Source organism: Burkholderia sp. KL41, from assembly GCF_057005415.2.
This window is the reverse complement of record NZ_CM174446.1, coordinates 1,792,837-1,811,026: the sequence shown is the minus strand read 5'-3', so window position 1 is coordinate 1,811,026 and position 18,190 is coordinate 1,792,837. Positions and strand designations below refer to the sequence as shown.

The window sequence follows — 18,190 nt, the reverse complement described above, 5'->3', positions numbered from 1 at the left end:
TGCTTTGCCTTTTCGGCAAAGAAAGGTTCGAAATTCGATCATTGTGACAAAAAAAACGGTTTTCTAGAATCGGTCGCACTTCACCCTGCACGCACGATCCGCCACGTGCAGCGAACCCGACAGAGGAGACACGACTTGAGCCGTACCGCCGCCATCCAGCACGCGCTGAACCAGTTCGAATCCGGTGCGTTCTTCACGACCCTGAGCCGCCGCGTCGGCTTGCGGACCGAAAGCCAGGAGAGCGGCAACGGTGCCGCGTTGCGCGCCTACCTGACCGACGAGATCGCACCCGAGGCCGCGCGCCTCGGCTTCACGTCGCGGATCGTCGACAATCCCGTCGACGGCGGCGGCCCGTTCCTGCTCGCATCGCGCCACGAAGACGATGCACGGCCGACCGTGCTGATCTACGGCCACGGCGACGTCGTGCGCGGCTACGACGCGCAGTGGCGCGCACCGCTTTCGCCGTGGACGCTGACGGCCGACGGCGACCGGTGGTACGGCCGCGGCAGCGCCGACAACAAGGGCCAGCACACCATCAACCTGGCCGCGCTGGCGAGCGTGCTCGACGCGCGCGGCGGCCGGATGGGCTTCAACGCGAAGCTGCTGATCGAGATGGGCGAGGAAACGGGTTCGCCGGGCCTCGACGCACTGTGCCGTCAGGAGCACGACGCGCTCGCGGCCGACGTGCTGATCGCGTCCGACGGCCCGCGCATCGCCGCCGCGCGCCCCACGGTGTTCCTCGGCTCGCGCGGCTCGGTCAATTTCAAGCTGAGCCTGCGCGCCCGTGACGGCGCGCATCACTCCGGCAACTGGGGCGGGCTGCTGCGCAATCCGGCAATCGTGCTCGCGCACGCACTCGCGAGCCTCGTCGACGCGCGCGGCGCGATTCGCGTCGCGGGGCTGCGTCCGCCGCCGATCCCGGCCGCCGTGCGCGAGGCGCTCGCCGATCTCCGCGTCGGCGGCGGCCCCGGCGATCCGGCGCTCGACGCCGGCTGGGGCGAGCCCGGCCTTACCGCGCCCGAGCGCGTGTTCGGCTGGAACACGTTCGAGATCCTCGCATTCAAGGCCGGCAACCCCGAGCACCCCGTCAATGCGATCCCGCCCGCCGCGTATGCGCACTGCCAGCTGCGCTTCGTCGTCGGCACCGACTGGCAGGCGCTGCATGCGCACCTGCGCACGCACCTCGATGCGCACGGCTTCGCCGACATCGAGATCGACGTCGAGCGCGGTGCACCGGCGACGCGCGTGCCGCCGGACGATCCGTGGGTCCGCTGGGCGGTCGCGTCGCTGGCGCGGACCACCGGCAAGAAACCCGCGATCCTGCCGAATCTCGGCGGCACGCTGCCGAACGAAGTGTTCGCCGACACGCTCGGGCTGCCCACCCTGTGGGTACCCCATTCGTACCCTGCGTGCTCGCAGCACGCGCCCGACGAGCACCTGCTCGCGAGCGTCGTCAGCGAGGGGCTGCAGATGATGGCCGGCCTCTTCTGGGATCTCGGCGACGACGCACCGACCGTTCGCCGCGCGGCGCCCGCCGCGGCCGGCACCACCCTGTAACGCGCTTCGCCCCTTTCACGGGACCTGCCCACACGATGAACACGACCACCCTGACCTCGCAGGAAGCCGCCCTCCCCAGCGCCGCGAAGATCCGGCGCATCATCTTCGCGGCGTCGATCGGCAATGCACTCGAATGGTTCGACCTGATCGTCTACGGCTTCTTCGCGGTGACGATCGCCAAGCTGTTCTTCCCCGCCACGAGCGAAGCGACGTCGCTGATGCTCACGCTCGGCACGTTCGGCCTGTCCTACCTGATCCGGCCGATCGGCGGCTTCGTGCTCGGCGCGTACGCGGATCGCGCGGGCCGCAAGGCGTCGCTGCTGCTGTCGATCGCGATGATGATGGCCGGCACGCTGCTGATCGCGTCGATGCCGACCTACGCATCGATCGGCATACTCGCGCCGCTCGGGATCATGCTGTCGCGGCTGATGCAGGGCTTTTCCGCGGGCGGCGAATTCGCGAGCTCGACCGCGTTCCTCGTCGAGCACGCGCCGCAGCGGCGCGGTTTCATGTCGAGCTGGCAGTTCGCGAGCCAGGGCCTCGCGACGCTGCTCGCATCGGGCTTCGGTGCGCTGCTGACGTCCACGCTGACAACCGCGCAACTCGAAAGCTGGGGCTGGCGCGTGCCGTTCCTGTTCGGGCTCGCGATCGGCCCGGTCGGGCTGTACATCCGCCGCTACGTCGACGAAGGCGTCGAGTTCAAGACGCAGGCACGCTCGGAAGCGCCCGTGCGCGAACTGTTCGCGGATCAGAAGCTGCGGCTGCTGCTGTCGATCGGCGCGCTCGTGATCTCGACCGCGATCAACTACATGGTGCTGTACATGCCGACCTATGCGATCAAGCAGCTCGGCCTGCCCGCGTCGACGGGCTTCGCGGCGACGCTCGCGACCGGTTTCGTGCTCACGCTCGTCACGCCGGTCGTCGGCCACCTGTCCGATCGCACGGGGCGGATCCGCATGATGGCGGCCGCGGCCGTGCTGATGCTCGTCAGCGTGTGGCCGACGTTCGCCTGGCTCACGCGCCACGCGTCGTTCGCGACGATGCTCGCCGCACTGGTCTGGATCGGCGCGCTGAAGGCGATGTACTGCGGCGCGCTGCCGGCATTGATGGCCGAGCTGTTCCCGTCGCAGACGCGCGCAACGGGGCTCGCGGTCAGCTACAACACGGGAGTCACGCTGTTCGGCGGCTTCGCGCCGTTCGTCATCACCTGGCTGATCAGCGCGACCGGCAACCGGCTGTCGCCGGCGCTCTACCTGATGGGGTGTGCGGTGCTGAGCCTCGTCGCGCTGTTCGTCGCGCGCACCCGGCTCAAGATGCGATAACGGAAGAAACGACGGCGCGGCGACGCGCCGCCGGTGCGGCCCGTCGCGGCATCGTCGCCGCGCGGGCCGCGCGCCGTTTACGGCGCCGGGTTCGGCTGCAGCTCATGCAGCGCATCGATCTCGGCGAGGATCTCGTCGGACAGCTTCACGTCGACGCTGCCGATGTTCTCCTTCAACTGCTCGAGCGACGTCGCGCCGACCAGGTTGCTGCGCACGAATGGCCGGCTGTTGACGAACGCCAGCGCGAGCTGCGCGGGCGACAGCCCGTGACGCCGCGCGAGCGCGACATAGCGCGACGTCGCCTCGACGGCCTGCGGCTTGCTGTAACGCTGGAAGCGCTCGAACAGCGTGATGCGCGCGCCGGCCGGACGCGCACCGTTCTCGTACTTGCCGGACAGCCAGCCGAACGCGAGCGGCGAATACGCGAGCAGGCCGACGCCGTCACGATGCGTGAACTCCGACAGCCCGTTCTCGAACGTGCGATTCACCAGGCTGTACGGATTCTGGATGCTTGCGATGCGCGGCAGCCCGAGCTTCTCGGCCGCGCGCAGGAACTGCGCGACGCCCCATGGCGTTTCGTTCGACACGCCGATCGCGCGTACCTTGCCGGCCTTCACGAATTCCGCGAGCACGCCGAGGGTTTCCTCGATCGGCACCGTGTAGGCGTCGTCGACCCACGGATAGGCCGGACGGCCGAACGTCGTCGTGCTGCGGTCGGGCCAGTGCAGCTGATAAAGATCGACGTAGTCGGTCTGCAGGCGCTTGAGGCTGCCGTCGAGCGCTTCGGTGAGGTTCTTCCGGTCGAACTGGTTGCCTTCGCCGCGAATATGGCGCGGATTGTGCGGCTGCCGCGCCGGACCCGCGATTTTCGTCGCAAGTACGATGCGCTCGCGTTGCGCGCGATGCTGCGCGAGCCACGTGCCGATGTACTGTTCGGTGCGCCCCTGCGTATCGGGCTTCGGCGGCACCGGATACATCTCCGCGGCATCGATCAGCGTCACGCCTTGCCCGATCGCGTAGTCGATCTGCTCGTGCGCATCGCGCTCCGAATTCTGCTCGCCCCACGTCATCGTGCCGAGGCCGATCAGGCTGACCTCGATGCCCGAATCGCCAAGTGTGCGGTATTCCATGCTGTTCCTGTCGCGTCGGTGGAAAGCAGGAACGCTATCACATTGAAGCGACCGCTTCAGACAGGTGCCGCACACGCTTACAGGCGGCCTTCGGTACGGTGCGAGCGTTCACGCGCAGGGCCCTGACGAACGCGTTGCGGCCCACCGTTACTGCGGCCGCTGGATGAAACAGGTCGCCGACGCATGCGCGACGATCTTGTCATCCGGCGTCTTCAGCGTGCCCTCGGCAACGCCCAGCGAACGCGACAGGTGAATCACGCGCCCTTCCGCAACCAGCTCGACGTCGCGCGGCACGGGTCGCAGCATCTTCACATGCAGATCGACCGTACCGTAGCCGACGCCCGCATCAAGCATCGAATGCACCGCACACCCCGTGACCGAATCGAGCACCGTCGCCGCGAACCCGCCGTGCACGCCGCCGAGCGGGTTCAGGTGCCGGCCGTCCGCCCGCGCCGAAAATTTCACATACCCGAGCTCGACGTCGAGCGGACGCATCGGGATCGTCTCGGAAATCGACGCGAGCGGCGCATCGCCCGATACCGCTGCGCGCAGCAGATCGAGACCAGACAGGGAAAGCGGGTTCATCGGGTTGTCTCCGGGTTGAAAGCGCGTCGCCGCGCGAGTAAGTTCCAAATTGGAACTCATTATTCACAACGACCACGGTCGTTGTCAACGTGGCCGGGCTCGTTGCAGTCGAAGGCGGGTTCTATAATCGAGCCCGCTATTTCGCTGAACCGCCGCAAGAGACTCGACGATGAAATGGGATGACATCGGCACGCTGAACTGTTCGGTCGCGCGTACGCTTGCCGTGCTCGGCGACCGCTGGACCATGCTGATCCTCCGCAACGCGTTCCTCGGCTGCCGCCGCTTCGACGCGTTCCAGACCCAGCTCGGCATCACGCGCCATGTGCTGGCGGAGCGGCTCGCGCGGCTCGTCGACGAAGGCGTGCTGGCCAAGCACGCGTATCAGGAACGCCCGCCGCGTTTCGAATATCGTTTGACGGACAAGGGCCTCGACCTCTACCCGACCCTGCTTGCGCTGACCGCATGGGGAGACCGCTGGAAAGACGACGGCCAGGGGCCACCGGTGCAGTTGCGTCACCGTACCTGCGGCCACCTGATGCACGCGGTCACCGTATGCTCGGCGTGCGGCGAGCCGCTCGACGCCCGCGACGTGCAGCCGGAGCGTGGCCCCGGATGGGTCGCAGCAGAAGCCGCCGGAACGGCTTCGGCCGAGGACTGACGCATCGCGCATACGGGAACGCATACGGGAGCGCGTGACGCACACGGATCGTTCGTTGCGTTCGCGCTGCTGTCGCCGGTTCCAGCGAGCCCACCTGGTTGCACTCTCGCACGGCTTGCACGCCGACACCCTGCCGCGCATGCGCATTCACGCGCCGCCATCGCCCCCCATCCGCCGATCGCCCCGATCGCACACACGGATCCCGCACAACGCAACTTTGCGTCACCGCCTCTGCCATCGCCGGTCTTCGCGATGCGTCATCCCTTAGCATCCGCACGTGACCGGGCCGCCACGTGTGCGTTACACTCACGGCCCGCTGTCTCGAAATTATTCGCTGTCCAAGATGTTGTCGCGCAATCGCCTCGCCGCTGCCTGTCTCGCCGCCTCCCTGCTCGCCACACCGTTCACCGCTTTCGGCAAGACGCAAAGCGAATCGCTGCTCCAGCAGGCGATCGACTTCGTGTCGCGGTGGCTACCGGCCCCCACTCACGAAGCGCCCGCAACGCAGGTCGTCGAATCGGCGTTTTCGCCCGATGGCGGTGCCGAAGCGCTGGTGCTGAAAGCGATCGGCGCCGCGCGCAGTTCGATCCGCGTCGCCGCCTATTCGTTCACGTCGCCGCCCGTCACGCGCGCACTGCTCGCCGCCAAGCGACGCGGCGTGAATGTCGCGGTGGTGGTCGACGACAAGGGCAATCGCGCGAAGAGCAGCAAGCAGGCGTTGAACCTGCTCGTCAACGCAGGCATCCCGACACGCACGATCGACGCCTATGCGATCCATCACGACAAGTACCTCGTGATCGACGCCGAGCACGTCGAAACGGGCTCGTTCAACTACAGCGCGTCGGCGGCCAGCCGCAATTCCGAGAACGTCGTCGTGGTGTGGAACAACCCGCAACTCGCGTCGCGCTATCTCACGCACTGGCAAAGCCGTTTCGACCAGGGCACGCCGTACCGCTCCAGCTACTGACACGCGCCGCGCTCACCCCCGTGTTCGAGCCGCCGTGTTGCAGATGATCGGCGAGCATCGCGCGAAGCTCAATTCGGCCGAATGGCCAACGCGTTGCCTGCTTAATGGATTTCAGCCGTCCGCCCCGTCGCGGCACCGGCCTGCGTCATCGGCGTGCAGCGATTCGCATGCGCACCCGCGCCGCGTGCCGACGATGTCGACAAGCCGCTGGCGCCGCCCGGCAACGCGTTGCTCACACATGCGACGCCGAATACCAGCGTGTTCTGGACCATCGGATAAAGAAGATACAGCGCAAACGCGAGATAACCCGCGTACAGAATTCGAACCATGGTGCAATGGAAGGCGATGAACGATTGGACTCGCCCTGTTTACGGCACTGCGCCGGGCACCTTGAGACGTCGCGCACCGGATTGCGCATCGGGGCGAAACGCGGGCCCATGACGCCCGCTTCTCACCGCATCTGCAACGATCCGGGCCAGGCCGAAACCGCCCGCTTCCGGATTGCCGGCATGGCGATGCGCCGCGCAATGCGCGATACTGTCCGGCATACGATCCCGTGACCGGCCTCGCAGCCGGGACAAAGGACACGACCCATGCAAATTGCACCGAAGCCGGCCGACGAGGCCGCCCGGCTCGATACGCTTCATTCGCTCTCGATCCTCGACACGCCGCCCGAAGAACGCTTCGATCGCCTGACGCGTCTTGCGCGCAGGCTGTTCGACGTACCGATCGCACTCGTCAGCCTCGTCGACGACGATCGCCAGTGGTTCAAGAGCCATGCCGGGCTCGACGTCACGCAAACGTCGCGCGACGTGTCGTTCTGCTCCCATGCGCTGCTCGCGGGCAATACGATGGTGATCCAGGATGCGCTGAACGACGATCGCTTCCACGACAATCCACTCGTCACCGGCGCGCCCGGCATCCGCTTCTACGCCGGCCGGCCGCTCGCGGCGCCGAACGGCGCGCCCATCGGTACGCTGTGCCTGATCGACACGCGGCCGCGCTCGCTCGAACCCGACGAGCTCGCGCTGCTCGGCGATCTCGCCCACATGACCGAACGCGAGATCGCCGCGCTGCATTTCGCGACCACCGACGAGCTCACCCAGCTGACGAACCGCCGCGGCTTCGAGATCCTGGCCCGCCACGTGCTGAGCCTGTGCGATCGCCTGGGTCGTCACGCGGTGCTGCTGTTCTTCGACCTGAACGATTTCAAGGCGATCAACGACCGCTTCGGCCATGCCGAGGGCGATCGCGCGCTCAAGGCATTTGCCGACACGCTGACGGGCGCACTACGCGACAGCGACGTGATCGCACGGCTTGGCGGCGACGAGTTCGTCGTGCTGCTGAGTGCCACCGATCCGGCCGACGTCGCCGAGCCGGTCGACCGCGTGACGCAGGCGCTTGCGCTGCGCAACACGGCCGACGCGCGCGGCTACGACATCCGGTTCAGCGTCGGGCATGTCGACTACGACCCCGCGCACCATCACGACGTGGCCGGCCTGCTCGCATCGGCCGACCAACGGATGTACGAGCACAAGCAGCGCGGCAAGACGGCCGGCGCGTGAGCGCGGGCGCATGCCGCCTTGCTGTTCAATTGCGGTGGCGCGGCTGTGTCAGCTGCCGCACGGCGGCGCGCTGGCCATCGCCTCCGCGATCTGCTCGGGCGTCAGGTCGCGCTGGTGCGTCGCGAGCGACCAGCGGTGTCCGAACGGATCCTCGACCTGTCCGTAGCGGTCGCCCCAGAACATGTCTGCGGCAGGAATCGTCACCGTCGCGCCGGCCGCGACCGCCTTCGCGATCGCGGCGTCCGTGTCAGGCACGTACAGGTGCAGGCAGACCGGCGTGCCTTTCAGGGCCTTCGGCCCGAGCGCGCCGTGTTCGGGCATTTCATCCACCAGCATCAGTGTCGAATCGCCAATCACGAGGCACGCGTGCGCGAGCCGGCCGTCAGGCATCGCCAGGCGGAACTGTTCGCTCGCATTGAACGCGCGCTTGTAGAAGTCGATGGCTGCGGTTGCGCCGGCGCAGATCAGGTGCGGCGTCAGCGTACGCATCCCTTCCGGGATCGGTTTGACGGACGTGGACATGGGTGTCGCTCCTTCGTTCGGTTGTCGTATCGGAATCGGGACGGACGCGCGATGCGCACGCCTCCGATGCTACGACGGACGACCCCGGCGAAAATCGACACGGCGCCCTGCATTTTTTTGTTTTCTCGAGTTTCAGGGCGCTCGGGGTCGCCGCATCGGGCGTCACCCGCCCGTTCGGTCGGCCTCGTTGTCCGGCGTGCCGAACTGCCGGCGACATGCCTCGAGCAGTCCTGCCACCGCATCGAGCGGAAGATCGGCAAACCGGGCAATCGGCAGCATCACGCCGCCCGGCACCCTGGTGCGCGACGAATGCGCCGAGAACTGGTAGGCGATGTAGCGATTGCCTGCGACGCTGATGATCCGGAATTCGGTGACATCACGCCACGGCGTGGCGGGTTGTTCGCGTAAACCTCCGATCAGCCTGAAACCCGTCTCGTCGACATGCAGCACCATCCTGCGTCGCGACGACACGAAGAAGGCGGCCCCCGCCAGCGCCAGCAATCCGGCCAGCGCCGCAACCGGCCAGAGTGCCGGAGCGGCCGCATAACCGCACAGGCTTGCCGCGGCCAGCACCATGCACGCGATCGCCCTTCTTTTCAGGCTCCGGCTGTCAACCGCCAGCGTCACCGGCAACTGGCCGGCGATCGTTCCCGCGACCGGATCGACGTGCCAGCCGGAATCGGTGGATTCAAGTGCGTCTTTCATTGTGCGATCGCTCACCTCGACGGCCGCCGGGTGATCGAAGCCGGACACCCTGTCGATGCGCAGAAAAGGTCGGCGTGCCGACGGGAAATGATCGTGATCGAAAAAGGTACGCATCGACCCACGGCAGCACGCACGCGTCCACGCGGAACGGGCAGTGCCCGGCCGGCACCGGTCATGTTCAGTTGCACACCTTGACGGTGCCGTTGGTCGTGCATTGACCGGTGGCCCAGTGACTCTGCCCTGCCAGATGAGGCGCCAGACCGATGCCACGGATCGGCGCGGCTGGTGACGATGCCGGAACGGCTGCGGCCGCCGACGCGGTGTCGGGCGACGGCAGCGGAGGCGGCCCGGACGCCGTCTGGCAAGCCGACAGCGCCAGACAAAGTGCGGATGCCCACGGGGCGATGAGGGATCTGGACATGATCTCGTACGCGTTTGCGAAGTTCGCCTCCGGTAACGGCTCGCCGAAGATCGCGTGCCCCGTCAAACCGTTCGGCACAACCGGCCATGCGGCACGACGATCGTTCAATACTACTCCTCGTGATCGACGTCGTGCGAGCGACCGTTCGGCCAGGTGCCGCCATTCATGCGACGACACGTGCTAGCAACGGCGCATGCCCCTTCGGTCAGATTTGCGGCAGATCGCGCAACGTGCGCGATTCGTTCGTTGCATCGATGTCGAGCTCGATGCCTTCCGATGCATCGCGATACAGCACGCGTTTGAGCCGGGGCCCGATCGCGGTGGCGTCCGATGCCGAAAAGATTGCGCGGACATCGTTGCCGGACGCGAGCGCGCGCGCCACGTCCGCTACCGGCGCCTCGCTCGGCGTCGCCGCCCACGACCGGTCGGACGGATTCACGGCCGCCCAGCGCACGTGCGTCACGCGCGCGCTGAGCGGATCGATTCGCACACCATTCACCGCAAACATCGACATCGGCATCTCCTTCGAATATTTTTGCGGCCCGCCGCACCGATGCACGGTCACGGACGGCCCCAGATCTCGCAGACGTTTCCCGCCGGGTCCGCCACGGAAATCGCAACCGTGCCGTCGCCGTAGTCCCACTCGTTCAGGATGCCGACGCGGCACGACTCGAGCCGTGCGACGGCTTCCGACACATGCGCGACTTCGACGGCCAGCGCAATGCCATGGCCGGTCGGCCGAAACTCCGGATACGGAAACCTGCCGCCGCTGCCGGTGTGAACGGTCAGCGTTGCTCCGCCCATCACAAAGCGGTGCCACGGATTCCCCGCAGCCGACACGCCTTCGGAGTGAACCGGCAGCGCAAGCGCCAGACGGTAGAAATCCACCACCGCCCGAAAGCGATCGTCTTCGACCGGCACCAGGATGCCCAGACTCGCGATCATGTGCGCCCCTCCGGTCAACGCGATTTTCGATGATACATTGGGACGCTTTACAACCGTCAACAGACAATCGTGCACGGGAGAAACACATGACCGACGCCTGGGGAACCTTCCCTGCCAGAATGGGCGACCATCAGGCTTTCATCAGCTTCAACCACGACTTTGCGGAAATCGCGGAAGGCGATCCGCGCACCTCGCTGCTCAGCGTGCGCGTCCCCTTTGCGCATCCGACGCCGGAAGGCCTGCCGACCGGCGACGAATTCGCCGATCTCGCGAAGATCGAGGACCTGCTGGACGCCGCGATCACGGCGAAAGGTGGTGTGCAGGTCGGCCGCATCACCGTCGACGGCCATCGGGATTTCCTTTTCTACGTATCGCTCGACGAAGAGGCCGCGGCGGAGATCATCGACGCGCTGGCCGATCAGACGACCTACGCGTTGCAATACGCGCACCAGGACGATCCGGACAAGGAAGCCTACTGGCAGACGCTCTACCCGACCGACGACGACCGGCAGATCATGCGCGACATGCGCGTGCTGGACGAATTGCGGAAGAAAGGCGACGCCGGCGATGTCAGCCGGCGCGTGATGCACTGGGCGTACTTCCCAGACCAGAGCGACGCACATCAGTTCGCGGACTGGGCCGAAGCGAAAGGCTATCCGGTCGAATCGGTCGCCCCTACCGAGGACGGCAAGTCGGCCGTACGGTTCTCGCACGAGGGCACCATGGCACTGGCCGACATCACACGCCATACGGTCGCGATCAATCGCGAGGTACATTCGTTCGGAGGGGAATACGACGGATGGGAAACCAGCGTCGAACAGGCTGGCCGAGCGGGTTGACCTACCCGCCGCAAGCGACGTGATGCAACGCATCCGGCGCAAAAAACATCCCGGCGGCATTGATGCGCGCCGCCGGGACCAAGGCATCACCGGCCGAAACCGGCGATGGGCCTGAGGGTTCGCTCAGGCACGAGGAAAGCGATACGTGCGGACCAGGCGATCGGATGCAGGGACACGCAACCGGTGCGATTGCGCTGCCCGCCGAACGCCTGTCCGGTTCCGCCGACGCGGCCTTGCGGCGTCGGACGGGCAAAAAGCCCCCGCTCCTGCGCGAGCGAGCGGGGAAATGGTTGACCGGGCCGGGGAAGAACGGTCAACCGGCCAGATTGTGAGCGCCGGCCGCGCAACGATCTGTGCGGCAACTCACCATTTAGTGACGATGCCGCGGCAACCGGCACGCTCGCGTGCCGCTCGGATCGCGTCACGGCCCGAGCGCGACGCCCGCGACCGGCGCGAGCAACACCACGATGACAGGCGACAACACCACCGCCCCGATCATCATCACGCCGTCGGCCGCGAGCGTGACGGGGGTCGCGAGCACGCGCACGGCCTTGCCCGCCGTGGTGATGCGGTCGGTGACGTCGATCTTGTACGAATGCGCAAACGACGACCACGTCTTGCCCTGTGCAAAACCATCGGCCAGATAACGCGAACCGGCCAGTTCACCCTTCATCTCCAGATCGCTGCTCCCGCGCTTCGCGAAGCCGCCCTCCAGCGCGCGGTCCCAGCCCTCATCGGTCATATCGGCGCGACGGAGCTGGAGCCGGAACTTGCCCGATATCTTGCTGCCCTGCGCGACGAATCCATAGAGCGACGCGTTGATCGACTTGCGGTAGGGCGATGCCAGCACGGCACCGAGATGCTCGGGCATATCGAAGATGTAGTGATATTTCTCGCCGAGCACGACGAATTTCTTGCCGTCCTCGCTGACGAGGAATCGGTCGACCGTCTCTTCGTATCGGCCATCTTCGAACAGCATTGCCGTGCAGCCTGTCAGGCCGGCAGCGACAACGATCGCGCCCGCCGTCAGCAGCGCTCTTCTTTTCATGTCTGGAATTTGATCTTGTTTTAATGCAAGCGGATATTTTCAGGCCCGGGGCAAGTCTCCGGCAAGTCGCGGCTGCTGTCAAAGCAGGTTTATTCTATTTTTCCGATCGACACGATTCAGGATTCATTTTTTTCCGCATCCTTTTTTGAAACCATGTTTCGCGAACACAAGGGCCCGCGTCATGACAACCGGGTTTCGTCCTCATACCGGTCAGCTGAAAAGCCATTCGGCAACCATCTCGATCCAGTCGAGATCGACGGCGATGTCGATGACGGTTTCGCCGACGATTTCGGCAGTCGATGTAGGCGATGTAGTTGACGCGGCCGGTGCAGTCGATGCGCCCGCCGCCACCGCGCCGGCAGCGACCACATTCACCTTCGTCATTTGGGCGGAAGCACCCAATCCCGGAGCGGCCAGCCGCTCCAGCCAGTCGACGATATTGGCACGCGCATCCTCTTCATCCGCGAAATCACTCCGCTCGAGATAGCGGTCGAATACGATCCACGCAAGTGTCTTGCTTCGCGAACCGGATTCGAGATGCCAATCGACAACGCCCGTCCGACCGGACTCCCTGACTTCGAGCGTCGCGGTGAAGCAGTAATCGAGATATTCGATCTCAAGTTTCGACGACATGGTTTTCTCCGGCCAATCCGCCCTCTCTGTTCTTGTGATCATCCGCGCTTGCCGGGTTTCGCGACACAGTGTGAATTCTGCATGAAATTCGCGCGACGGCGCATTCCCGCTGGCGGGATCACGATATTCTCATAACCTGTCGATAACGATCGCCGACACATGACTGTACTCGATTTGCCCGCCATTCCCCTCTGCGCTTTCGCTCGTGGTTCAGTTCCGCTGCAAGTCACCGCGCTTTCCTGTTCCGGGTATTGCCCTGCTTCGCCATCGCAACCGCACTGCTAAACTCCGGCCAGGACGGCCGCTTGCAATACCAGAGGAAAAAATGGCACTCGCCCGCGCACAACAGAATGGCGTAGAGGTCTGGATTGTCCAGCTTCCCGGGCACACTCCCTATGCCTATACGCACCTCAAGCGGGTATTCTCGTGCGACGATACGCGACACCGGGTCGTGACGATCGACCTGACGAAACTGCTGGCATGTGCCGACCGGGACACGACGGACTACGTGTTGCCGTCTGTTCTTTACTGGCCACCGGGAAAAGCCGCGGGCATTCGCGAATTCCTCGATCCTGAACAGGACAGGATTCCGGACATGCCGTACATCACGTTTCGCGAGACGAGAACGCGAACGCTGCTCGGCATCCCCGGGCTGTCGAAGGTCGGCGTCGCGTCGTTCCGGAACGGCCAGCATCGCGCGCGCTATCTTGCTTATGCAGGTGCAACGACCCTGCCCGTCGAAGTGCACGAGACGGAAGCCGATTTGCTCGTGCAGTACTGCGGCGAGTCACCGTGAAGTACGTTCGGCTTTCGCCCGGCGATGGCCGCGCATCATGCGGCCGTTCGCTCGAATGTGGCCAGGCGGCTAGGCCTGTATCGCATAGATCCGGTCGGTGACTTCCGTCTGGCCGATGCGGCTCGTTTCGATTCCCGCCAGTTGCCATCCGTTGTGCTCGTAGAAACCGATCGCGCGCTCGTTGCCCGCCAATACCTTCAGATGGACCTGATGCACGCCGAGCGTTCGCGCCCATGCACGGACGGCTTCGATCATGTGCTTGCCGGTGCCGCCTCCGTGATGCGAAGGATGGACGTGCAGGCAGTCGAGCAGCACGCCCAGCGCCGGATCGACGGGGCGCTCGGCACTGACGAAACCCACGGGCTCGCCGTCCGCCTCGGCGATCAGCACCAGGCCCCGCTCGTTTTCGTTGCGATCGAAATATTGCCGCCACCGGGTCGCGTGTTCCGTCGGCACCTCGTCGGACAGGTAGGTCGCCGGCAAGATATGGCTGTATGCGGTTTGCCAGCTCAGCGTGTGCAGGCGAGCGATGTTCTGTGCGTCTTGCGCTGTCGCGGCACGCAGCGTGGCACGGGTTTCCGGCATCGGTGGTCACTCCTTCCACTTGCTCTCTTGATCTGGACGTCTCGCCGCAAAATATACCGTGTGGAGGCATTCGCCTCCGTCACGTTTGACGCGATCGCGTCAGCAGTTGTCTGCCGGACGCCATGTCGGGTTCATGCACCGCTGCAGTTCGTTGCCAACGCAACGAGGCACAGGCAAAAAAAAATCCCGACACTGTCATTGGTTGTCGGGATCGAACGGCCCTGCAAAGCATGAGGGCACGAGGAAGTCGATACGTTACACCAATGTAAGACTGTTGCGCGCTGTCGGCTCGCGCCAAGTCCCTGTCTCATTCCGCCATAAACGAAAAAAGCCTGCTCACGCGAAACGCGAGCAGGCAAGAAAACGGATCAGCATTCGAGGCACGAGGGCTGTCCAGGAAAGATAACGGCACCGCGAGCGAGAACCTTAGTCGAAAAAGGAAAATGCACAACATCACGTCGACTGAATACGGCCATACAATCTCGCGTCGACGATGGATTGACGAATACCGGCGGCACTGTGGCGATATCCTGTCGCGCTCAACCCTGGCTTTCCGTCAATCACGCGCTGTTCGACCTGGCTTGCGCTTGGCGGAGCGCCTGTCCGTTCAATCGGCCATGTATGGCAAACTTCGGCTCCGAATCGACGCAGCGCGCACTCTTTACCGCAGGGGAATCATGTACGTCTTGATCTATATCGCAGCGGTCGCCGTCGCCAACCTGATGGTCGCTCATTTCGGGCCGGCTGCAACACCGATCATCGCGTTCCTGCTGATCGGCCTCGATCTCGCGATTCGAGACCGGCTCCACCTCGATTGGCGAGGCCGCGCGCTTTGGTCGCGAATGTTTGCGTTGATCGCTGCCGCCGGTGTCGTCAGTTACTCACTCAATCCCGCCGCCAAGGAAATCGCCGTCGCGTCCCTGGTGGCGTTCGGTTCGGCAGCCGTGGCGAGCGCAGTCGTCTTTCAACTCGCACGGCGCTTTCCGATACTGGCGCGAGCAAACGGCGCGAACGTCGCGGGTGCGGCTGTCGACTCCATCATCTTTCCGCTTATTGCGTTCGGGGCCGTGTTTCCGACAATCGCCGCGTTGCAGTTCGTCGCCAAGGTGGCTGGCGGCGCCTTGTGGTCGTGGGTGGTGTTTCGAAACACTCGATCGGTTCAGGCGGGAATCGCGAGCAATGTGGTCGATCGTTGAGGACGGGTTTGCTTTTCGCAGCATTCGCTACGTTCGAATGCGCGTCTGGCCGGACGCTCCAAAACGACAAACCCGCTCTGTCGCGCCGTATTCCATCGCCATGCGCTTGCCGTCCGAATAGCGGCGACGACGTTTTGATAGCTGAAGGTCGAAGCGCATCCGGCATCTTGCGCCAGCTTCAGCGCCTGACTCACCTGCTCAAGAAAGGGAAACAGCGCGATGACGTTGCGAGGATGACGCGGATCAGAACCTATCGGGCGGGAGCCCTGGCCAAGCGCCTTACAAGCAGCGTTGCAAGCACTTCCAGCTGATACACGATCGCCACGACGTTGCACGCGATGAGGGCAAAGTCACCAAAATCCACCGGGTGCATGTGATAACCGATTCGGTGGTTATCGACGATTTTTTCAAACGAGGCGATGGCCGACGGGAAGCTGACGACGCTCCCGCAGATCAAGAGAGCGCTGACTCCCGCAACGTGTTTGATCCGTGCCTTTTGCGGCAAAACGCAAGTTGCGAGAAGCAAGCCGATGCCGCCTGCGTTGGAAAAAAGGAAAGACCACGCTATAGGCCAATCCACGGTCCAATCCAGCAAAAAATGGATAAACACGAGCCACGACAAGATCAGCAGGGGCATCGCCGGTGCGACTCCAGCGAGCAGATAAAACGACGCCCTCGCCACCCTGAGAGTCGTCATGACCGTAATCTTTGGCCTTGAATCGGTTTGCCGTTCCGTTGTCTGGGCAACGGGTTTACTCTTTGACCGCATGGATTCCCCGAGAAGCCTCGAATTCCAAATCCTGTGGAGCCCATCAATTTACCGTAGAACGCCGCTCCGCCAATAGCGCGCGCAAAACGCAACCGAAAATTTGACCGCCCGCTCCTTTCGGCGCATTGGCGCGGCTGCGTTCATTCACTCGGATTCCCGGCACCTCAATTTTCGACTGCACGAAGTACGACACGCGCCCTCCGTACAACACGCGGCATGTCTACGCGATCGCGATACCGTTGGCCGGAATGCCCCCGCTCGTGTGAGCGATGCAGCTCAAGCACGACTTCGAGTTGTTCCCGACTGAATGCGCAAAATGGATGGATGGCGAGCAGAACGCTCTGGAGACGACGAGGCTCGAATCGACGCTATTGCGCCTGATTGCCTCCCGCAAAGCAAAACAGGCGCCTAAGCGCCTGTTTTGTTAATGCATTCGGTGGGGTGGCTGATGGGACTCGAACCCACGACGACAGGAATCACAATCCTGGACTCTACCAACTGAGCTACAGCCACCACTGTTACTGCTTTTTGTTCTTCGCTGCTTTTGTGTTTCAGCAGCGAAGAACAAGATTATACGAACACTTTTGAATCTTGCAAAGCTTTTTTTTCAAAAACTTCTTCGGCCTCGTTCAGATGCGCGCGCGCCTCGTCGAACACGGCCAGATCGCCGCGTGCGAGCTTCTTGTTGTCCGACAGCACACGACGCCAGCCACGTGCACCGGGCATGCCGCGATACAGTCCGAGCGCATGCCGCACGATCGCGCCGAGGTAGGTGCCGCGCTTCAGTTCGGCCGCGCAGTATTCGATCAGCTTCGCCTCGGCCTCTTCGCGCGTCGGCGTCGCTGCCGTTGACCCATAGAAGCGTGCATCGACCTCCGCGAGCACGTACGGGTTGTGATATGCCTCGCGGCCGAGCATCACGCCGTCGACATGCTCGAGATGTTGCGCAACCTCGTCGAGCGTCGTGATGCCGCCGTTGATGACGATCTCGAGCGAAGGAAAATCGCGCTTCAACCGATACGCATAGTCGTACTTGAGCGGCGGGATCTCGCGGTTCTCTTTCGGCGACAACCCTTTCAGGATTGCATTGCGTGCATGCACGACGAACGTTTCGCAGCCAGCCTCGGCCACCGTGCCGACGAAGTCGCGCACGAATGCGTAGTCCTCGACCGCGTCGACACCGATCCGGTGCTTGACCGTCACCGGCACCGACACCGCATCGCGCATCGCCTTCACGCAGTCCGCGACGAGCTGCGGCTCGTTCATCAGGCACGCGCCGAACGCGCCGCGCTGCACGCGCTCGGACGGACATCCGCAATTCAGGTTGATTTCGTCGTAGCCCCACTGCTCGCCGAGCTTCGCCGCGCGCGCAAGATCGTCGCGCTCGCTGCCGCCCAACTGCAGCGCGACCGGCGATTCGTTCGGCGTGAACGCAAGATGCCGCTGGGCATCGCCGAACAACAGCGCGCCCGTCGTGATCATTTCCGTATACAGCCACGTATCGCGCGTCAGCGTCCGGTGGAACGAACGGCAATGACGATCGGTCCAGTCGAGCATGGGCGCGACGGATACGCGGCGGGGAGGAAGCGAGGACGGTACGGACATGGATTTCGGGCAACAGGCCAGACGGCGCGGGAACAACCCGGCATTTTACCGCAACAGCGGGCAGGCCTGCCCGGCATGCACGCTACCCCTCGCCCAGCTCCGCATCGACCGCCCGCCGCGCCTCGTCCAGCACGCGCTCGATCACGCGTCGCTCGGTCAGCAGGATCCCGTCCACCTTGACGAGGCGCCAGTCGATCCACACGGCATCGCCCTGCAGCACGCGGTAATGCGCATGCTCGCCGTCCCAGACCTGCTCGGTCTTCACCTCGATCTCGAAGCCGCGGTACGGCTCGCTGAAATCGCCGAGGTCGCTGCCTCTCGGTTCCATCGCACGCTCCGTGG

General features: G+C 64.4%; 24 protein-coding genes and 1 tRNA gene. 10 read left to right on the top strand and 15 right to left on the bottom strand.

The features are described from left to right. Window positions 1-135 precede the first annotated feature (135 nt). Together PQB87_RS08495 and PQB87_RS08490 are read left to right on the top strand one after the other, a co-directional pair. Window positions 136-1,557 carry a M20 family metallopeptidase gene (locus tag PQB87_RS08495; protein ID WP_489242805.1) on the top strand — a complete coding sequence of 474 codons (1,422 nt, stop codon included), beginning with the start codon at window positions 136-138 and terminating at the stop codon, window positions 1,555-1,557. A gap of 35 nt (window positions 1,558-1,592) precedes the next feature. Next, window positions 1,593-2,879, top strand: coding sequence for an MFS transporter (locus PQB87_RS08490; RefSeq protein WP_021157001.1), 1,287 nt, complete (start codon window positions 1,593-1,595; stop codon window positions 2,877-2,879). 77 nt (window positions 2,880-2,956) lie between these two features. Here PQB87_RS08490 and PQB87_RS08485 read toward each other — a convergent pair whose 3' ends face one another. After that, window positions 2,957-4,009 carry an NADP(H)-dependent aldo-keto reductase gene (locus PQB87_RS08485; protein WP_059623479.1) on the bottom strand — a complete coding sequence of 351 codons (1,053 nt, stop codon included), beginning with the start codon at window positions 4,007-4,009 and terminating at the stop codon, window positions 2,957-2,959. Between the two features lie 147 nt (window positions 4,010-4,156). Next, window positions 4,157-4,594: a PaaI family thioesterase gene (locus PQB87_RS08480; RefSeq protein ID WP_021156998.1), complete on the bottom strand. Its 438-nt coding sequence runs from the start codon at window positions 4,592-4,594 to the stop codon at window positions 4,157-4,159. Between the two features lie 169 nt (window positions 4,595-4,763). Here PQB87_RS08480 and PQB87_RS08475 point away from each other — a divergent pair, with 169 nt between their 5' ends. After that, a complete protein-coding gene (locus PQB87_RS08475) occupies window positions 4,764-5,252 on the top strand; it encodes a winged helix-turn-helix transcriptional regulator (protein WP_059861784.1) in 489 nt (162 codons plus the stop codon). 343 nt (window positions 5,253-5,595) lie between these two features. After that, window positions 5,596-6,219, top strand: coding sequence for a phospholipase D family nuclease (locus PQB87_RS08470; protein WP_027787490.1), 624 nt, complete (start codon window positions 5,596-5,598; stop codon window positions 6,217-6,219). A gap of 101 nt (window positions 6,220-6,320) precedes the next feature. Here the strand turns inward: PQB87_RS08470 and PQB87_RS08465 are convergent, their stop codons facing one another. Then, window positions 6,321-6,548 carry a hypothetical protein gene (locus PQB87_RS08465; RefSeq protein ID WP_060062980.1) on the bottom strand — a complete coding sequence of 76 codons (228 nt, stop codon included), beginning with the start codon at window positions 6,546-6,548 and terminating at the stop codon, window positions 6,321-6,323. Window positions 6,549-6,554: 6 nt separating this feature from the next. On the opposite strand from PQB87_RS08465, the gene PQB87_RS08460 reads away from it, so the two are divergent. Continuing rightward, window positions 6,555-6,779 carry a hypothetical protein gene (locus PQB87_RS08460; protein ID WP_059682720.1) on the top strand — a complete coding sequence of 75 codons (225 nt, stop codon included), beginning with the start codon at window positions 6,555-6,557 and terminating at the stop codon, window positions 6,777-6,779. A 33-nt stretch (window positions 6,780-6,812) separates the two neighbouring features. Then, the gene (locus tag PQB87_RS08455) at window positions 6,813-7,784 is read left to right on the top strand and encodes a GGDEF domain-containing protein (RefSeq protein WP_059682721.1); all 972 of its coding nucleotides are present in this window, start codon (window positions 6,813-6,815) and stop codon (window positions 7,782-7,784) included. 48 nt (window positions 7,785-7,832) lie between these two features. Here the strand turns inward: PQB87_RS08455 and PQB87_RS08450 are convergent, their stop codons facing one another. From PQB87_RS08450 to PQB87_RS08430, 5 genes are all read right to left on the bottom strand, one after another. Continuing rightward, complete coding sequence (locus tag PQB87_RS08450; protein WP_046545626.1) at window positions 7,833-8,306, bottom strand: VOC family protein; 474 nt, start codon at window positions 8,304-8,306, stop codon at window positions 7,833-7,835. A gap of 162 nt (window positions 8,307-8,468) precedes the next feature. After that, window positions 8,469-9,011 (bottom strand): aspartyl-tRNA synthetase, encoded by a 543-nt coding sequence (locus PQB87_RS08445; protein WP_174414780.1) that lies wholly within the window; start codon window positions 9,009-9,011, stop codon window positions 8,469-8,471. Between the two features lie 178 nt (window positions 9,012-9,189). Next, window positions 9,190-9,432 carry a hypothetical protein gene (locus tag PQB87_RS08440; RefSeq protein ID WP_081075923.1) on the bottom strand — a complete coding sequence of 81 codons (243 nt, stop codon included), beginning with the start codon at window positions 9,430-9,432 and terminating at the stop codon, window positions 9,190-9,192. Between the two features lie 205 nt (window positions 9,433-9,637). Next, window positions 9,638-9,946, bottom strand: coding sequence for a phosphatidylserine/phosphatidylglycerophosphate/cardiolipin synthase (locus tag PQB87_RS08435; protein ID WP_048020799.1), 309 nt, complete (start codon window positions 9,944-9,946; stop codon window positions 9,638-9,640). 47 nt (window positions 9,947-9,993) lie between these two features. Then, window positions 9,994-10,437: a VOC family protein gene (locus tag PQB87_RS08430; protein ID WP_124671839.1), complete on the bottom strand. Its 444-nt coding sequence runs from the start codon at window positions 10,435-10,437 to the stop codon at window positions 9,994-9,996. Window positions 10,438-10,463: 26 nt separating this feature from the next. Between PQB87_RS08430 and PQB87_RS08425 the strand changes: the two genes are divergently transcribed. Beyond that, entirely contained in the window at window positions 10,464-11,216 is a 753-nt protein-coding gene (locus tag PQB87_RS08425) for a DUF695 domain-containing protein (RefSeq protein ID WP_059682726.1), read from the top strand. A gap of 421 nt (window positions 11,217-11,637) precedes the next feature. Here PQB87_RS08425 and PQB87_RS08420 read toward each other — a convergent pair whose 3' ends face one another. After that, window positions 11,638-12,195 carry a hypothetical protein gene (locus PQB87_RS08420; RefSeq protein ID WP_502291551.1) on the bottom strand — a complete coding sequence of 186 codons (558 nt, stop codon included), beginning with the start codon at window positions 12,193-12,195 and terminating at the stop codon, window positions 11,638-11,640. A gap of 279 nt (window positions 12,196-12,474) precedes the next feature. Next, the gene (locus PQB87_RS08415) at window positions 12,475-12,897 is read right to left on the bottom strand and encodes a hypothetical protein (RefSeq protein WP_489242803.1); all 423 of its coding nucleotides are present in this window, start codon (window positions 12,895-12,897) and stop codon (window positions 12,475-12,477) included. Window positions 12,898-13,222: 325 nt separating this feature from the next. Between PQB87_RS08415 and PQB87_RS08410 the strand changes: the two genes are divergently transcribed. Next, window positions 13,223-13,693: a plasmid fertility inhibition factor family protein gene (locus tag PQB87_RS08410; RefSeq protein ID WP_059682731.1), complete on the top strand. Its 471-nt coding sequence runs from the start codon at window positions 13,223-13,225 to the stop codon at window positions 13,691-13,693. Window positions 13,694-13,762: 69 nt separating this feature from the next. Here the strand turns inward: PQB87_RS08410 and PQB87_RS08405 are convergent, their stop codons facing one another. Further along, window positions 13,763-14,278 carry a GNAT family N-acetyltransferase gene (locus tag PQB87_RS08405; RefSeq protein WP_489242802.1) on the bottom strand — a complete coding sequence of 172 codons (516 nt, stop codon included), beginning with the start codon at window positions 14,276-14,278 and terminating at the stop codon, window positions 13,763-13,765. Between the two features lie 443 nt (window positions 14,279-14,721). Between PQB87_RS08405 and PQB87_RS08400 the strand changes: the two genes are divergently transcribed. Beyond that, a complete protein-coding gene (locus PQB87_RS08400) occupies window positions 14,722-15,474 on the top strand; it encodes a VUT family protein (protein ID WP_489242801.1) in 753 nt (250 codons plus the stop codon). Window positions 15,475-15,724: 250 nt separating this feature from the next. Here PQB87_RS08400 and PQB87_RS08395 read toward each other — a convergent pair whose 3' ends face one another. Further along, entirely contained in the window at window positions 15,725-16,171 is a 447-nt protein-coding gene (locus PQB87_RS08395) for a hypothetical protein (protein WP_489242800.1), read from the bottom strand. 341 nt (window positions 16,172-16,512) lie between these two features. On the opposite strand from PQB87_RS08395, the gene PQB87_RS08390 reads away from it, so the two are divergent. After that, on the top strand, window positions 16,513-16,671 hold the full coding sequence (locus PQB87_RS08390) for a hypothetical protein (protein WP_153488234.1): 159 nt from the start codon (window positions 16,513-16,515) through the stop codon (window positions 16,669-16,671). Between the two features lie 9 nt (window positions 16,672-16,680). On the opposite strand, the gene PQB87_RS08385 is transcribed toward PQB87_RS08390, so the two are convergent. The 3 genes from PQB87_RS08385 to PQB87_RS08375 all read right to left on the bottom strand — a co-directional run bounded on the left by PQB87_RS08385 (window position 16,681) and on the right by PQB87_RS08375 (window position 18,176). After that, window positions 16,681-16,756: transfer RNA gene (locus PQB87_RS08385), tRNA-His, on the bottom strand. Window positions 16,757-16,813: 57 nt separating this feature from the next. Beyond that, window positions 16,814-17,800 (bottom strand): tRNA dihydrouridine(20/20a) synthase DusA, encoded by a 987-nt coding sequence (gene dusA, locus PQB87_RS08380; RefSeq protein ID WP_021161571.1) that lies wholly within the window; start codon window positions 17,798-17,800, stop codon window positions 16,814-16,816. Window positions 17,801-17,930: 130 nt separating this feature from the next. Beyond that, window positions 17,931-18,176 (bottom strand): hypothetical protein, encoded by a 246-nt coding sequence (locus PQB87_RS08375; protein ID WP_059682738.1) that lies wholly within the window; start codon window positions 18,174-18,176, stop codon window positions 17,931-17,933. Window positions 18,177-18,190 lie beyond the last annotated feature (14 nt).